Annotated in this window: 11 protein-coding genes; 6 read left to right on the plus strand and 5 right to left on the minus strand. The window is 59.6% G+C overall.

Annotated elements, in window-relative coordinates:
- Window positions 1-291: 291 nt before the first annotated feature.
- From ACVWXW_RS05100 to pyrR, 3 genes are all read right to left on the minus strand, one after another.
- A complete protein-coding gene (locus ACVWXW_RS05100) occupies window positions 292-864 on the minus strand; it encodes a metal-binding protein (protein WP_414341609.1) in 573 nt (190 codons plus the stop codon).
- A 79-nt stretch (window positions 865-943) separates the two neighbouring features.
- Window positions 944-1,915, minus strand: coding sequence for a putative 2-dehydropantoate 2-reductase (locus ACVWXW_RS05105; protein WP_414341611.1), 972 nt, complete (start codon window positions 1,913-1,915; stop codon window positions 944-946).
- Between the two features lie 51 nt (window positions 1,916-1,966).
- The gene (gene pyrR / locus ACVWXW_RS05110; protein WP_414341613.1) at window positions 1,967-2,515 is read right to left on the minus strand and encodes a bifunctional pyr operon transcriptional regulator/uracil phosphoribosyltransferase PyrR; all 549 of its coding nucleotides are present in this window, start codon (window positions 2,513-2,515) and stop codon (window positions 1,967-1,969) included.
- A gap of 156 nt (window positions 2,516-2,671) precedes the next feature.
- Between pyrR and ACVWXW_RS05115 the strand changes: the two genes are divergently transcribed.
- Together ACVWXW_RS05115 and ACVWXW_RS05120 are read left to right on the plus strand one after the other, a co-directional pair.
- Window positions 2,672-3,997, plus strand: a complete 1,326-nt coding sequence (locus ACVWXW_RS05115) for an RNA-guided endonuclease InsQ/TnpB family protein (protein WP_457403067.1) — start codon at window positions 2,672-2,674, stop codon at window positions 3,995-3,997.
- Window positions 3,998-4,096: 99 nt separating this feature from the next.
- Window positions 4,097-4,627, plus strand: a complete 531-nt coding sequence (locus tag ACVWXW_RS05120) for a pentapeptide repeat-containing protein (RefSeq protein WP_457392899.1) — start codon at window positions 4,097-4,099, stop codon at window positions 4,625-4,627.
- Window positions 4,628-4,674: 47 nt separating this feature from the next.
- Here ACVWXW_RS05120 and ACVWXW_RS05125 read toward each other — a convergent pair whose 3' ends face one another.
- A complete protein-coding gene (locus ACVWXW_RS05125) occupies window positions 4,675-5,388 on the minus strand; it encodes a biliverdin-producing heme oxygenase (protein WP_457392901.1) in 714 nt (237 codons plus the stop codon).
- A gap of 590 nt (window positions 5,389-5,978) precedes the next feature.
- Between ACVWXW_RS05125 and rpoB the strand changes: the two genes are divergently transcribed.
- The 4 genes from rpoB to ACVWXW_RS05145 all read left to right on the plus strand — a co-directional run bounded on the left by rpoB (window position 5,979) and on the right by ACVWXW_RS05145 (window position 16,081).
- A complete protein-coding gene (gene rpoB / locus ACVWXW_RS05130) occupies window positions 5,979-9,398 on the plus strand; it encodes a DNA-directed RNA polymerase subunit beta (protein ID WP_457403068.1) in 3,420 nt (1,139 codons plus the stop codon).
- A 115-nt stretch (window positions 9,399-9,513) separates the two neighbouring features.
- On the plus strand, window positions 9,514-11,397 hold the full coding sequence (locus ACVWXW_RS05135; RefSeq protein WP_414356733.1) for a DNA-directed RNA polymerase subunit gamma: 1,884 nt from the start codon (window positions 9,514-9,516) through the stop codon (window positions 11,395-11,397).
- Window positions 11,398-11,460: 63 nt separating this feature from the next.
- The gene (locus tag ACVWXW_RS05140; protein ID WP_457403069.1) at window positions 11,461-15,378 is read left to right on the plus strand and encodes a DNA-directed RNA polymerase subunit beta'; all 3,918 of its coding nucleotides are present in this window, start codon (window positions 11,461-11,463) and stop codon (window positions 15,376-15,378) included.
- On the plus strand, window positions 15,356-16,081 hold the full coding sequence (locus ACVWXW_RS05145; protein WP_457403070.1) for a uracil-DNA glycosylase: 726 nt from the start codon (window positions 15,356-15,358) through the stop codon (window positions 16,079-16,081). Before ACVWXW_RS05140 ends, ACVWXW_RS05145 begins: the two co-directional genes overlap by 23 nt.
- Here the strand turns inward: ACVWXW_RS05145 and tenA are convergent.
- Window positions 16,078-16,737 carry a thiaminase II gene (tenA, locus tag ACVWXW_RS05150; RefSeq protein ID WP_414416477.1) on the minus strand — a complete coding sequence of 220 codons (660 nt, stop codon included), beginning with the start codon at window positions 16,735-16,737 and terminating at the stop codon, window positions 16,078-16,080. The two genes, ACVWXW_RS05145 and tenA, sit on opposite strands and share 4 nt — an antisense overlap.
- Window positions 16,738-16,793: the final 56 nt, after the last annotated feature.

Raw genomic sequence — 16,793 nt, forward strand, 5'->3', positions numbered from 1 at the left:
AGGGTAATTGGCCAAGATTTGCAGTTTCAGCCCTCTTGAGAGGATAGGTCGCGGAGTTGTGGGCACAGCACAGGTTCAAGGGGGGGTGAGGGGCTGATAGCAGTCGTGGTTCTTATTACCCTCTATTTCAACTGCTCGCGCAGCGGGCCGGAGGCCTTAGCAGGAAGCAACCGGTCGTTTGTTTCACCTTGACGGTGAGATAAATGACTACGCGTTGCGGAACAGTAGGTAACCTCACTGCCATTCAAATGCCGTGGCGGGCGAAAAATCAAACCTTGGCCCAATGGATCCCTAGCCACGATAGCTGAGTCGCCTGGCAGGAGATCGAACCTGACGGCGTTTTCTGCGCCAGCGTTTCCAGCGGGAGACCATCCAGTCGCTTAGGCTGTGGTTCACCGATCCCAGTTCCAACCCCATCCCAATCCAAAAGAGCATCTCGGCGTGAACTTGCAGCAATTGCCAGAGATCGCTGCCCCACACCCAGGGTTGCCACATCCACCAGCCCAACCGGGATCCCAGCCAAGCCCCCAGCAGGCCAGCTCCTCCTGCCCATAGGCTCAAGTACAGCACCCGCACGGCGGTGCCCACAATCGGCCCATGAGACCAAAAGGAGCGATGCCGCATCCACTTGCGGTAGGGCAGCCAAATCCAGCGCAAGAACAGCCAGCGTTGATACTGTCGGGAACAGGTGTCCAGATCTCCAGAAAACATCAGGCCGCTGAACAGATAGGCGGATCCCACAGCCAGGGCAACTGTGGTGCTGTTCCCCAACACACCGGCGGCTAGGGTGATGCCGGGGGCCGTCCAGAGGGTAATGCGATCGTGGGTGGATCCCAGCGGCATAAAGCCAGAGCAACAGTACACGACTGCGGCTCAGTCTACCCGCAAGCAAAGGAGAAAGCCTGCTCCAGCCCTGGGATCGCTCCGCCGGATCTTGAAAAACTTAAGCCTGCTGCTCCCCAGGGATCCCTCGATTCAGGCGATCCAACACCTGCAACTGTCGGTAGAGCATTTCAACCCGTGGCAGATGGATCCCAGCTTGTCGAGCGTACTGCAGGGGGTTGCCGAAGATCACCTGCAGTTCCAGAGGACGTTTGCGCTCATAGTCGATTTTCATGCTGGTGCGGTAGGGGGCCATTTTCTCGGTATTGGTGAGCATTTCTTGGATCAGGGAGTCGGGAAGCAGGCGATCACAAGCTGCAGCTCCCTGTATCACCTCCTGCATCAGCGTTTCCGCCAAAGCACGGGCCTCAGGGTCTCGAATCATTTGCTGAGTATCGGCATTGAACACCACCGAGAGGCCGTTGAAGGGAATATTCCAGACCAACTTCTGCCAGCGGGCCAACATCAAATCTGGTGAGAGCGAAGTCGGGATCCCTGCCCGTTGAAAATCGGCTTGAACTTGTTGAAGGCGGGGCGTGATCCCTTGGGGGGCATAGCCAGGGCCGTACTCTGCCAGCAGCACCGAACCGTAATCCAGATGGTGAATGTGGCCGGGGCCAACCTTATTGGAGCTGATGAAGCAGAGGCCCCCCATGACCCGCTCTGGGCCAACGCAATCGGCAATCTCGGGTTCCACCCCCAGCCCGTTTTGCAACAAGATCACCACGCCATTCTCGGCCAACACAGGCGGGATCAAGTGCGGCAGAAGCGCATTTTGGGTGGCTTTCAAAGCCACGATCACGCCTTCGCAAGCCGGCATGTCCTCCACGGCTGCGTAGGCATTCACCTGGGGCAAATGAAAATCCCCCCAGCAGGACTGCACCCAGAGGCCGCTTTGGCGAACATGGTCATAGTCGCTGTGCAGCAGAAAATGCACCGAAAAGCCCGCCTGTTGCAATTTCGCCCCATAAAATCCTCCCAAAGCGCCCGTGCCCAAAACAGCGTAGCGGCGGGTTTCCGGCAACCAAGACATGGCAGTGAGTTTCGGCAGGTCATCCCCAAAATACCGCACCCCAGCGCTGGCTCAGGGTTTAATCTTTGCTGTTTTGTCTATCAACAGCACCCGCTCTTCTGCATCGGTTTCCCGCAGATGGACTCTCACCATTTGCTCCGGTTCTGTAGAAAGCTGACAACCGCAGTAATCGGGCTGGATGGGGAACTGCCGGTGACCCCGGTCGATCAACACCGCCAATCGCACCCGTTCCGGTCGCCCAAAGTGGTTTAGAGCCTCCAAAGCTGCTCGCACGGTGCGACCGCGAAAGATAACATCATCCACCAGCACCACTTCTTGGCCGGTCAGGTCACGCGGCATTTCGCTGCGATCGGGGGTGCGCAACCCGCCGGCGCTCAAATCGTCGCGGAAAAAAGTGATGTCCAGCTCCCCCACTTGGGGCGGGATCCCCAGCAGAGTGGCAATCCGATCCCGCAGGCGGTAGGCCAGGGGAACTCCCCGGGTGCGAATGCCGATCAACGTCAACTTTTGGAGGTGGGGATGATCCCTGCCGATCGCCTCTGCCAGACCCTCGATCAGCCCGGCCAACTGCTCCGCATCGAAGACCTCGATCTCGGACATGGATCCCTGTCGCCCCCTCGCCAATCGCGGATCTGGTCTGTAGAAGACTTTAACAAAACGCGCGGAATTCCCCACCCTCTGTAGGGTGGCGATGGATAGCGCCACTGGATTTGTGGAGCACTCAGAACTGGGGCAGGTGGGGGTAGGATAACGCATATGGCAACCAGAAGGCAGACCTTTCGACTGTATCCCAGCAAAGCTCAGGAAAAGGCTTTGCTCGAGGCTCGTCGTCTGCACTGCTACCTCTACAACGCCTGTGTCAGCCACCGGGAAACCGAGTACAAGCTCCACCGCCGAACGGTGACCTACCTGGAACAGCAGAACCTACTCCCCGAATTCAAGCAGGTGTGGGTGGAGTTTGCCCAACTGAACTCCCAAGCCCTGCAAGCCACCGTCAAGCGGGTGGATTATGCTTACCAACGGTTTTTCCAAGGACTGAGTAGGAAGCCAAGATTCAAGTCCATTCGCCGGTATTCGGGCTGGACGTATCCTGCCCGGTCGGGGTGGAAGGTCAACAGCACGGGAAAGCATGGCACGGTCACACTCAATGACTTGGGCATTACGCTGAAAATGCGCGGTCAAGCCAAGCATTGGGGCGTGCCAACAACGCTGACTATCGTCTACAAGCCGTCCCGGCGGCAGTGGTTCGCTTCGTTTACGGTCGAGGTGGCGATACCTGAACCTAAGTTTGGTTCACAGTCGGATTTGCAGTACGAGTCCATCGTTGCCTATGACCTGGGTACAGAGACCGCCCTGACGTTGTTTGACGGGGCGGAGTTTCGGGAGATTACTAATCCCCGCTTTACCCAGCGGAGTGAGGAGAAGATTCGCAGAGTCGCCAGACTGAAGCGCAGAAAGCGTGCCCCTAAAAAGGGCGTAAAGGCTTCCAGGAGATGGAAGAAAATTCACCGGCGGGAAGCGCAACTGCAAGCAAAGGCTGCTCGTCAGAGAAGAGACTGGCAACACAAAGTTACGTCAGAGATAGCTCGTCGTTATGACGTCGGCGTAACGGAGAAGTTGCATGTCAAAGGGATGACCCGCAAGGGTGGGAAGCGCAAGGCAGGGCTAAACAAGTCCATTCTGTCGGTGGGGTTTGGTACCCTCAACCGAATGATTACCTACAAAATCGAGCAGAAAGGTGGTTTAGTTCTCATGTTTCCTACGCAAACCCTCAAGCCCTCGCAACGCTGTCCCAAGTGCGGGGCAGTCCACAAGGAGTGGGCGGACTTGAGCAACCGCTATCATGTCTGCTCTGGTTGTGGGTTTGAAATCCCGAGGGATCGGGGCTCGGTGATGGTGATGTACAACGTTGCCACTAATCGGCAACCGGGGTTGGGAACCGGCCTCGTGAGTCTTGGATGCTTCAGCTCTACTTCAAAGTCCTGCGGGGCTATGAAGCACCTGGGGCAGAGGAAGAGACTAAAATCCTGCCGTCAAGGGGATGGGGCATCAGAAACCCCATCCGCCTATGCGGTGGGGTAGTTCATGATAGCCCAACCTGCCGGCGGGATCCCTATCCGGTAAGATAAAACCAGAAGCAATTCCCAAGCCATGGAGGTTTCCTTGAGGGAGGGATCCACGATGTCTGTTGCTTGGCTGGCTTCGGTTCTGGCGAGGCGGTCTTGGCTGAGCCGTTTCCTGCGGGGGATGGTGCTTTGCGGGCTGATACTCTGCCTGGGGGTTACTCCGCTGGGATCCCCGGCCCAGGCAGAGGACTACACCAAACGAGATCTGCAGGGGGTGAGCTTTTCAGGGCAAGACCTGAGCGGCTGGAAGTTTCTCAAGGCCAACCTGCGCCAAAGCGATCTCAGCCACGTGAAGGCGGCAGGGGCAAACCTATTCGGGGCCAATCTCAGCAAAGCCAACTTGCGCGGGGCCGACCTGCGGGGGGCCACTTTGGACATGGCCAACTTACAGGGTGCGGATCTGCGAGAAGCGCAACTGCAGGACAGCATGATGTGGCTGGCCCGAGTCGAAGGGATCCAAATTGATGGGGCGGATTTCACCAATGCGTTGATACGGCAAGACGCCCTCTCCATCCTCTGTGAACGGGCCACCGGCGTTAACCCTGTAACTGGTCGGGCCACCCGCGACACCCTCGAATGTAACTAGCCCTCACCCCCTCTCCTCTGGGAGAGGGGAGATCTGGAATCTAGGGCTCAGGAGCTGGGAGCGGCTGCCTCAGAACGGGTGGGCTTGCGTTGAAACTGGCTGAGCAGCGAATTCCAGGCCAAGCGGGCCATCGACAACAGCCAATTCCCCTCCAACTCCCTAAACAAGTCCATGTTCAGCTTGAAGGCATAATTGGCCTCTGCCACAATGCGGTCGATGGTGGCTTGATCCAGCTCCAACGCATCCAGCTGGGCACGGTAGCGCTGCTTGAACTTGCCCTCGTGGGGGATCTGCTCGAAATCGTAGAAGGCCGTTCCTTCCCCCTGCGGCAAGCCCATGGCCCGGCGGGCGATGTTTTTGAGGATTTGGCCACCCGACAAGTCACCGATGTAGCGGGTATAGGCGTGGGCGATCAGGAGAAGTGGATCTTTTTCCACCACTTCTCGGATGCGGTTGACATAGACCTGGCAGGCAGGGGAGGGCTTGACCACAGCGCGCCAATTGGGGCCGATAAAATAATTCAAGTCCTTCTCCAAGCTGGTCTTGCGCCACAGCTCCGGGTAGTAGAACCGGCCCACCAGCGGGTGCTCTCGCAGTTGGGCAAAGCCCTCTTCCAGAGCACTGTAGACAAAGTAGAAATTGCCCAGGTAGCGGCTGTAGGCCCGCTTATCCACCACTCCCTTCAGGAAACACTTGATAAAGGCCATGTTCTCGGCCATAGTGTGGGACTGCTTGGTGCCCTCCCGCAACTGGGCCGACAGGCTGTTGTCCCGGTTACTCAAATCATTCTTATTCTGATTGTTGTGGCTTTGACTCACAAAACCCTCCTCGCCAACAAACTGTGCTTCATTAGATCACCCGCAGATCACCCGCAAGCCATCCCGAGGTTCCCCCAGCCTGAGAAGCTTTGTAAACCCATTCCCGATCCTTTCTCATGATTGATGGCTCCGCGTCTTGCCCCCTAGCCTGCATCAACAGCGTGCATCTCAAAAGCGACAAAGACCGGCGCCGCGTCCACCCTGGCGACTGGCTGAGCCTGTCAGAGCCACCCCTCCGATCCCCAAGGTTGACCGGAAATCCGAGCTGGAGCAGCGGATGATCCGCAAAAACGGTTAAAGATTAGAATAATCTGCTTGAGTGTGAATGGATGTGAACAATCCTTAAGGCATGGCGGAAACCGCCCCTGCCCCGGCAGCCAAAAGGGGATCCCAAGCGGTTTTGCCGAGATTTTCCAAGTGAGCCCTCAAGGGATCCGGACAGCCCCTCGACCTTTGTAACGTTCGTTGACGATCGTTGGCGGGGTTTCTATAATGGAAGGCCTGACTGCAGCGCGACCCCTCCCGAGCAACGCATGACACAATTAGCAGTGCCATCCCCTGTCGCTCCTACCTTTCCTGACCTGGTGGAGATTCAGCGGGAGAGTTTCTTGTGGTTTTTGCGAGAAGGGTTTGAAGAGGAGCTTCTCAGCTTTTCCCCCATCGTCGATTACACCGGCAAGCTGGAGCTGCATTTCCTGCCCGAATATCGCCCTGGGGATCCCTCCAAAGGGTACAAGATCAACCGCCCCCGCTACGACCCCGAGGAGGCCAAGCGGCGGGATGCCACCTATCAAGCGCAGATCCGGGTGCCCACTCGCCTGATCAACAAAGAGACCGGCGAGATCAAAGACATGGACGTCTTCATCGGCGAACTGCCCTTGATGACGGATCGGGGCACCTTCATCATCAACGGCGCCGAGCGGGTGATCGTCAACCAAATTGTGCGCAGCCCCGGCGTCTATTACAAATCGGAGCTGGACAAAAGCGGGCGTCGCACCTACAGCGCCAGCCTCATCCCCAACCGCGGTGCCTGGCTGAAGTTCGAGACCGACAAAAACGGCCTGGTGTGGGTGCGCATCGACAAAACCCGCAAGCTCTCGGCGGCAGTTCTGCTGAAAGCCTTGGGCCTGAGCGACTCCGAGATTTACGACAACCTGCGCCACCCCGAATTCTTCCAGAAAACCATGGAGAAAGAGGGGCCCTACACCGAAGAAGAAGCCCTAATGGAGCTGTACCGCAAGTTGCGGCCCGGGGAACCCCCCACCGTATCGGGTGGCCAGCAGTTGCTGGAATCCCGCTTCTTCGACCCCAAACGCTACGATTTGGGCCGGGTAGGGCGCTACAAGCTGAACAAAAAGTTAAATTTAAACGTAGCCGAAAGTGTGCGGGTGCTTACCGTCACCGACATTTTGGCCGTCATCGACTACCTGATCAATTTGGAGTACGACATCGGCCATGTGGACGACATCGACCACCTGGGCAACCGCCGCGTGCGCTCCGTGGGCGAGCTGCTGCAAAACCAGGTGCGGGTGGGCCTGAATCGCCTGGAGCGGATCATCCGAGAACGGATGACAGTCTCCGAGTCGGAAAACCTCACCCCGGCCTCTTTGGTCAACCCCAAACCCTTGGTGGCGGCCATTAAGGAGTTCTTCGGCTCCAGCCAGCTCTCCCAGTTCATGGATCAGACCAATCCCCTGGCGGAGCTGACCCACAAGCGCCGGTTATCTGCCCTGGGCCCCGGCGGCCTAAGTCGGGAACGGGCCGGCTTTGCGGTGCGGGATATCCACCCCAGCCACTACGGCCGCATCTGCCCCATCGAAACTCCAGAAGGCCCCAACGCCGGGTTGATTGGATCCCTGGCCACCCACGCCCGCGTCAACCAGTACGGCTTTATCGAAAGCCCCTATTACCGGGTCGAGAACGGCGTGGTGCGCAAAGATCTGGGCATGGTCTACCTCACCGCTGACGAAGAGGACGAGTACCGCGTGGCCCCGGGGGATGTGCCGGTGGATGCCGAGGGCCGCATCACTGCCGATTTGGTGCCGGTGCGCTACCGCCAAGAGTTCACCACCGCCCACCCCACAGAAGTGCACTACGTCCAAGTGGCGCCGGTGCAGGTCATCTCGGTGGCCACCTCCTTGATCCCCTTCCTGGAGCACGATGACGCCAACCGTGCCTTGATGGGAGCAAACATGCAGCGGCAGGCGGTACCCCTGCTTAAGCCGGATCGGCCCTATGTGGGCACTGGCCTGGAAGCCCAGGCGGCACGCGACTCCGGCATGGTGGTGGTGTCGCGCACCAATGGCGTGGTGACCTATGTCTCTGCCGACGAAATCGTGGTGCGGCCAGACGACGGCGGGGATCCAATTGTCTATCGCCTGCAGAAATACCAGCGCTCCAACCAAGACACCTGCCTCAACCAGCGTCCCCTTGTCTATACGGGGGATCGGGTGGTGGCTGGCCAGGTGCTGGCGGATGGCCCGGCGACCGAAGGGGGCGAGTTGGCTTTGGGCCAAAACGTGTTGGTGGCCTACATGCCCTGGGAGGGCTACAACTACGAAGATGCCATCTTGATCAGCGAGCGGCTGGTCTACGACGATGTCTTTACCTCGGTACACATCGAGAAGCACGAGATCGAGGCCCGGCAAACCAAACTGGGCCCTGAGGAGATTACCCGCGAGATCCCCAACGTGGGGGAAGATGCCCTGCGCGACCTGGATGAAAACGGCATTGTGCGCATTGGGGCTTGGGTGGAGGCCGGCGACATTTTGGTGGGCAAAGTCACCCCCAAAGGGGAGTCGGATCAGCCCCCAGAAGAGCGGCTATTGCGGGCCATTTTCGGGGAAAAGGCTCGGGATGTGCGGGACAACTCGCTGCGGGTGCCCAACGGCGAGCGCGGTCGGGTGGTAGATGTGCGCATCTTTACCCGCGAACAGGGGGATGAGCTGCCTCCCGGCGCCAACATGGTGGTGCGGGTCTACATCGCCCTCAAGCGCAAAATCCAGGTGGGGGACAAGATCGCGGGCCGTCACGGCAACAAAGGCATCATCTCCCGCATCTTGCCGATTGAGGACATGCCCTACCTGGCGGACGGCACACCGGTGGATGTGGTGCTCAACCCCTTGGGGGTGCCCTCTCGCATGAACGTGGGCCAAGTGTACGAGTGCCTGCTGGGCTGGGCAGCAGAACATCTGGGAGTGCGCTTCAAGCTGATGCCCTTTGATGAGATGCACGGTTTAGAAGCCTCCCGTCTGACGGTGGAGGCCAAGCTGAGGGAAGCCCGAGAGAAGACCGGCAAGGACTGGATCTTCAACCCGGAAGGCAGGTACTGCGGCAAAATCCAGGTGTTTGATGGTCGCACCGGGGAGCCCTTCGACCAGCCCGTTACGGTGGGCCGCGCCTACATGCTGAAGCTGGTGCACTTGGTGGATGACAAGATCCATGCCCGCTCCACCGGCCCCTATTCTTTGGTGACCCAGCAACCGCTGGGGGGCAAGGCGCAGCAGGGCGGCCAGCGCTTTGGGGAGATGGAGGTGTGGGCTTTGGAGGCGTTTGGGGCAGCCTACATCCTGCAGGAGTTGCTCACCGTCAAGTCCGACGACATGGTGGGGCGCAACGAGGCTCTCAACGCCATTGTCAAGGGCAAGCCCATCCCTCGACCCGGCACGCCGGAGTCCTTCAAGGTGCTGGTACGGGAGTTGCAGTCCCTCTGCCTAGATGTGTCTGTACACAAGGTGGAGGTGGACAGCGAAGGGCAAACCCACGATGTGGAAGTGGATCTGATGGCCGATACTTCCAACCGTCACACTCCCTCTCGACCCACCTATGAATCGGTTACGTCTGAGGATCTCTCGCCATCACCCGCCTTTACCAGAGTGCTCCGCACCGCTGACGCGAATGCCAGCCGCAGCCTTGAGGAAGATGAGGACGAGGAGGAGGAAGAGGACTTTTGAGGGTTGAGAGCGCTCCCCACCCCTGACGCGAACGTGACGGGGATCCCCTTCAACCCACGAAGGAGGGTGGGGCTTCCCTCTCCTTTGGGTTCAGCAAGCCAGGAGGAAAACGGCGATGGCCAAAACAGAGCAACGCTTTGACTATGTCAAAATTGGCTTGGCTTCTCCAGAACGGATCATGGAGTGGGGCCAGCGCACCCTGCCCAATGGTCAAGTGGTGGGGGAAGTCACCAAGCCCGAGACCATCAATTACCGCACCCTCAAGCCGGAGATGGATGGTCTTTTCTGTGAGCGCATCTTTGGGCCGGCCAAAGACTGGGAATGCCACTGCGGTAAGTACAAGCGGGTACGGCATCGGGGGATCGTCTGCGAGCGCTGTGGGGTGGAGGTGACCGAGTCGCGGGTGCGCCGCCACCGCATGGGCTACATCAAGTTGGCCGCTCCGGTCACCCACGTTTGGTATTTGAAAGGGATCCCCAGCCACATCGCCACCCTGTTGGATATGCCGCTGCGGGATGTGGAGCAGGTGGTATACTTCAACGCCTACGTAGTGGTGGATCCGGGCAATGCCCAGAATCTCTCCTACAAACAACTGCTGACGGAGGATCAATTCCTCGAGATCGAAGATCAGATGTACGAGGAGGGATCCGAACTGCAACTGCCGGAGAACTGGGCGATGATCGGGGCGGAGGCCATCGAGCGCCTGCTCAAGGATATCGACCTGGAAAAAGAGGCGGAGCAACTGCGGGAGGAGATCACCACTGCTCGCGGCCAAAAGCGGGCACGCCTGATCAAGCGGCTGCGGGTAATCGACAACTTCATCGCCACCGGATCCCGTCCGGAGTGGATGGTGTTGCGGGTGCTGCCGGTGATCCCGCCGGATTTGCGTCCCATGGTGCAGTTGGATGGGGGCCGCTTTGCCACCAGCGACCTCAACGATCTCTACCGTCGTGTGATCAACCGCAACAACCGTCTGGCCCGGCTGCAGGAGATCATGGCACCGGAGATCATTGTGCGCAACGAAAAGCGCATGCTCCAGGAGGCGGTGGACGCGCTGATCGACAACGGTCGGCGGGGGCGCGTAGTGGCGGGGGCCAACAACCGTCCCCTCAAGTCCCTCTCCGACATCATCGAGGGCAAACAGGGGCGCTTCCGGCAAAACCTGTTGGGCAAACGGGTGGACTACTCCGGGCGTTCGGTGATCGTGGTGGGGCCCAACCTGCGCATGCACCAGTGTGGCCTGCCCAAAGAGATGGCCATCGAGCTGTTCCAGCCCTTTGTCATCCACAAATTGATCAAGCGGGGCATTGTCAACAACATCAAGGCTGCCAAAAAGATGATCCAGAGCAATGACCCACAGATTTGGGATGTGCTGGAAGAGGTGATCGACGGCCACCCCGTCTTGCTCAACCGTGCCCCCACCCTGCACCGCCTGGGGATCCAAGCTTTTGAGCCAATCCTGGTGGAGGGAAGGGCGATTCAACTTCACCCTCTGGTTTGCCCCGCCTTCAATGCTGACTTCGACGGCGACCAGATGGCGGTGCATGTGCCCCTGTCGTTGGAAGCCCAGGCGGAAGCGCGCCTGCTGATGCTGGCCACCAACAACATCCTCTCCCCGGCCACCGGCGCTCCCATCATCACCCCCAGCCAAGATATGGTGCTGGGATGCTACTACCTGACGGCAGATAACCCCCACCAGCCCGATCTTGGCGATCGCTTCTTCGCCAGCTTGGAAGATGCTCTCATCGCCTACGACCGCGGCGCCATCGGCCTGCACAGCAAGGTCTGGGTGCGCTACCACGGCCCGATGGAGTTGGGCAAGGGCGAAAAAGAGTCCGAGCCGCAAATCATCGAAGAACCGGGCGGCATCCGCCTCAAGATCACCAACTACCGCCGTATCCGCGAGGATCAAGACGGCAACGTGATCAGCCAGTACATTCGCACCACGCCAGGCCGGATCATTTTTAACAAGACCGTGCAAGATATTTTGTCTGCGTAGTTCATCCCCTGCCGTAGGACGGCTCTTCTCTCCCCTCTCTCCTCTTCTCTCTAGCGAGGCATCATGAGCGAAAAAGGACGATTTTCCGCTGGCCTGGCGCGGCAGGCTGCCGACGGCAACAAAGCCGACACCCCCTTGCCCCCTGTGCCCTTTCGCAACTATCAAATTGGCAAAAAAGAGCTGCGCAACCTAATTGCTTGGTCTTTTGCCCGCTACGGCACAGCCCGCACCGCTCAGATGGCGGATGCTCTGAAGACCCTGGGCTTCAAATACGCCACCCAGGCAGCCGTCTCCATCAGCGTCGAAGATCTGCGCGTTCCCCCCAGCAAGCGGCAGTTGTTGGCACAAGCGGAAGCCGAGATCGAGGCGGCCACCGAGCGCTATACCCGTGGAGAAATCACAGAGGTGGAGCGCTACCAAAAGGTGATCGACACCTGGAACCAGATCAACGACCAGATCAAGGAGGAGATGCTCAGCAACTTCCGCCAGAACGATCCCCTTAACTCCGTCTACATGATGGCCAACTCGGGGGCGAGGGGGAATGTCTCCCAGGTACGGCAGTTGGTGGGCATGCGCGGCCTGATGGCCAACCCCCAGGGGAGGATCATCGATTTGCCCATCAAAACCAATTTCCGCGAGGGCCTGACCGTTACCGAATACATCATCTCTTCCTATGGGGCCCGCAAGGGTTTAGTGGATACGGCTCTGCGCACCGCCGACTCCGGCTACCTCACCCGCCGTTTGGTGGACGTGTCTCAGGATGTGATCGTGCGGGAATCCGACTGCGGCACTGAGCAGGGCATCCTTCTGGAATACCTGATGGACGGGGACAAGGTGGTGGTGTCTCTGGAGGAGCGCTTGGTGGGCCGAGTGTTGGCGCGCGACGTGGTGCATCCACAAACCCAGGAGATCCTCGCCCGCCGCAACCAAGAAGTGGATCACGACTTGGCTAGAACCATTGCAGAGGCTGGCATCCGCCAGGTGATGGTGCGTTCTCCCCTCACCTGTGAAGCCAACCGCTCCGTGTGCCGGATGTGTTATGGCTGGAGCTTGGCCCATTCCCGCCTGGTGGATCTGGGGGAAGCGGTCGGGATCATCGCCGCCCAATCGATTGGGGAGCCGGGCACCCAGTTGACCATGCGCACCTTCCACACGGGAGGCGTGTTTACAGGGGAGGTGGCCCGCCAAATTCGCGCCCCCTTTGCGGGTGTGGTGCGGTTCCCGAAAAATCTGCGCACCCGCCCCTTCCGTACCCGCCACGGCGACGATGCTCTACAAGTGGAGGTAAACAACCAAATCATCTTGGAAGGCCCAGACGGTCAACGGGAGTCCTTCGACATGACTCAGGGATCCACCCTGCTGGTGCGGGACGGAGCCCAGGTGCAGCGGGATCAGTTGATTGCAGAGGTGTCCCTGGCCAAGGCCAGCCGTAAGAGCACCGAGAAAGCCCAGAAAGAGGTGGTGGCCGACCTGGCTGGAGAAATTCGCTTTGCCGATCTGCCCATCGAGGAGAAGACTGACCGCCAGGGTAACACCACCTACACTGCCCAGCGGCAGGGATTGATCTGGGTGATGTCTGGACAGGTGTACAACCTGCCTCCGGGGGCCGAGCCGGTGGTGAAAAACGGGGATCGGGTGCAGGCGGGGGATGTGATCGCCGAAACCTCGCTGGTGACGGAGCATGGCGGCATTGTGCGGCTACCGGAGCGCAGCGACACCAGAAGTGGGCGCGAGGTGGAGATCATCAACGCTTCGGTGGTGTTGCGGGAAGCACGGGTACGGGTGGAATCCCACCAGGGGCGGGAACAATTTTTGCTGGACACTTCCAGTGGGCAGACCTTTGTTCTCAAGGCTACTCCGGGCACCAAAGTGGGCAACGATGAGGTGGTGGCGGAGCTGATCGACAACCACTTCCGCAGTCAGACGGGAGGCTTGGTGAAGTTCGCCGGCATTGAGGTGGCACGGCGCGGCAAGGCCAAGCAAGGTTACGAAGTCATCCAGGGCGGCACCCTGCTGTGGATCCCAGAAGAGACCCACGAGGTGAACAAGGACATCTCCCTGCTGAACGTGGACGATGGCCAGTATGTGGAAGCAGGCACTGAGGTGGTGAAAGACATCTTTTGCCAGAATGCCGGTGTTGTCGAAGTCATCCAGAAGAACGACATTCTGCGGGAGATTGTCATCAAGCCGGGATCCCTGCATCTGGTGGACAACCCCGCCGACTTGGAAGTGAAAAGTGGCACCCTGATCCAGCCCGGGCAACCGGTGCTCAGCAGCATCGTTCCCGACCGACTGGTCTACCTGGAACACGTGGAAACTCCCGAAGGCCCAGGCTTGCTGCTGCGTCCGGTGCAGGAGTACGAGATCCCCGACCGGCCCTTGGTGCCCACTCAAGAGTCCACCAGCGAGTCCGGTCGCTCCATTCGTCTGCGGGCGGTGCAGCGGGTTCCCTTCAAAGATGGGGAGCGGGTGAAGTCAGTAGGCCCTGTAGAACTCCTACGCACCCAACTGGTGCTGGAAATCGATACCGACGCCCCACAACTGAAGGCCGATATCGAGCTGATCCAAGATGAGAAGGATCCAGATATTCGCCGCCTGCAACTGGTGATTCTGGAAACCCTGTTGCTGCGCCGCGACGTGGAAGCGGATCTGACGCAGGGGAGTACCCACACGCGGCTGTTGGTGAAGGAAGGAGACTCCATCGCCAGCGGAGATGTTATCGCCCGCACCGAAATCCAAGCCAAAAAGGCCGGGATCGTCCAAGGAATCCGCGAGGGAGCGGAGGTGGTACGGCGGGTGCTGGTGATTACCGACGACGATCTGGTGCAGGTGCCCCTGACGGGCCCAGCCAATGTGGAAGTGGGGGCGCTGGTGCGGGCTGGGGACGAGCTTGCTCCCGGGATCCCTTCTCCACAGTCAGGACAGGTGATGCAGATAACGGACGGCCAAGTCCTGTTGCGGATGGCGCGGCCCTACTTGGTTTCTGCGGGTGCCATCCTGCAGGTACGGAATGGCGATCTGGTGCAGCGGGGGGATTCTCTGGCCCTCTTGGTGTTCGAGCGGGCCAAGACAGGGGACATCATCCAGGGTCTGCCACGGATTGAGGAGCTGCTGGAGGCCCGCAAGCCCAAGGAAATGTGTGTTCTGGCCAAGCGGCCCGGCACCGTTCAACTGAGCTGGCGGGGAGAAGAGCCAGATCTCAAGGTCATCGAAGCCGATGGCACGGTTAGAGACTATCCTGGGCTGCCGGGGCAGAGCTTAATCGTGGTAGATGGACAGCCGGTGGGGGTGGGGGATCCCCTTACCGATGGCCCTGCCAACCCCCACGACCTCTTGGAGATCTACTACGAGTACCATCGCCAAACCTTGGGAGATGACCAAGCCGCACGGTTGGCTCTGCGGGAGGTGCAGCGCTTCTTTGTCAACGAAGTGCAGAACGTCTACCGCTCCCAGGGGGTGGAGATCTCCGACAAACACATCGAGATCGTGGTGCGCCAGATGACCTCCAAGGTGCGGGTGGATGATGGCGGCGACACCATCCTGCTGCCGGGCGAGCTGGTGGAGTTGCGGGAAATCCAGCAGACCAACGCCACCATGGCCATTACTGGAGGAGCGCCGGCCAAATACACGCCCGTCCTGCTGGGGATCACCAAGGCCAGCTTGAATACCGACAGCTTCATCTCAGCGGCCAGCTTCCAGGAAACCACCCGCGTGCTTACAGAGGCGGCCATCGAGGGCAAATCCGACTGGCTGCGCGGGTTGAAAGAAAACGTGATCATCGGGCGCCTGATCCCGGCAGGCACGGGCTTCACCACCTACGAGGAGATTGCCGCCGAGCCGGAGCCTGACGAAGAGGAGGAAGAGCCTGCGGTGTTGCCGGAGCTGCCGCCTCGTTTGATCTTGGAAGATGATCAATTGATCGACGATTCCACCCCTGCCTTCGACGAGCTAGAGGAGGATGACGACGAGGAGGAGGAGTAGGGCGCTGGGGATCCAGGATTGGGCCACTTTGCAAGCTGAAATCGTCAGTTGCTGCCGCTGTCCCCGCTTGGTGGCTTGGCGAGAGTCAGTCGCCCTTCAGAAGGTGGCCCGTTTTCGGGAGCAGTCCTACTGGGGCAAGCCCGTTCCGGGATTTGGGGATCCGCAGGCGCGGCTGTGGGTGATCGGGTTGGCGCCGGCAGCCCATGGGGGCAACCGCACCGGGCGCGTGTTTACCGGGGATCCCAGCGGGGACTGGCTGTTTCGCGCCCTGTACCGAGCCGGGTTTGCCAATCAGCCCACCTCTACCCACCGAGAGGATGGCCTGCAATTGCAGGATTGCTACATCTCGGCAGTGGTGCGCTGTGTGCCCCCGGAGAACCGCCCCACCGCCATAGAAGCCAAGACCTGCCTGGGCTACCTGAAGCAAGAGCTGGAGCTGCTAACCCAGGTGCGAGTGATCCTGACGTTGGGGCATTTTGCCTTCCAACACGCTCTGACGCTCTTGCCACCTCTCAGGCTCCGTCCCCGCTTTGGCCACAACTGCGTTATTCCCCTGGCAGAGGGTCGCTATTTGCTGGCGTCTTACCATCCCAGCCGGCGCAACACGGCCACACGGCTGCTGACGGAGCCGATGTTGGATGCCGTTTTCGCGCAAGCCCAGCAGTTGCTGTCTGGTAAGCCAGCCCGACCGGCTGAGGATTAGGCGGGTTGCCAAGATTCGAGGCGATAGGCACTGTCCCAAAACAGCCATTCCAACCGGGAGGCAGTGACAAAAGCTGCCCTCATCTTTTCCCGCAGCGGTTCTGTAGCCTGCTGAGCGACGGAGTCGGTGATGTCCAAAGCCTGCTGCACCACTTGGGCAAATTCTTCCCCGGCGTAGGTGTCGATCCACTGTTGGTAGGGATTGTCAGGCTGCGCGGTGCGATAGATGGTGGATCCCACCTCTCGGTAGATCCAAAAGCAGGGCAGCACAGCGGCAATGGCCACCTCATAGGGATCCACAGCCGCCGCAGCCAACAAAAAACGGGTATAGGCGAAGCAGGCAGGGGCATAGGCTGTTTCGGGTTGAATGTCGTAGAGGCGAAAATAGCTTTCGTGCAGGCTGCGTTCGGCCACAATGGCTCCCAGGGCAAAGTTCAAGAAACTCACCACCTGCTCAGCCCCTTCGGAACGAGCTCCAATCAAGGCCAGGGCGCGGGCAAAGTCGGTGAGATAAAGAGCATCCTGCTGCAAGTAAAACTGGAACCGCTGCCGCGATAGGCTGCCCGCTGCCAACTCTCGGTTGAAGGGGTGATCGAGGATTTGCTTGTAGATGGGCTGAATGGCTTGCCAAAGGTGGGCAGTAAAGGACTGGGGCATGGCGACCGTCTCTCGGCGTTTGGTCTTCAGCTAGAAATTGCAGGAGCCCCGCACTG

This window comes from Thermostichus sp. MS-CIW-30 (assembly GCF_054058015.1).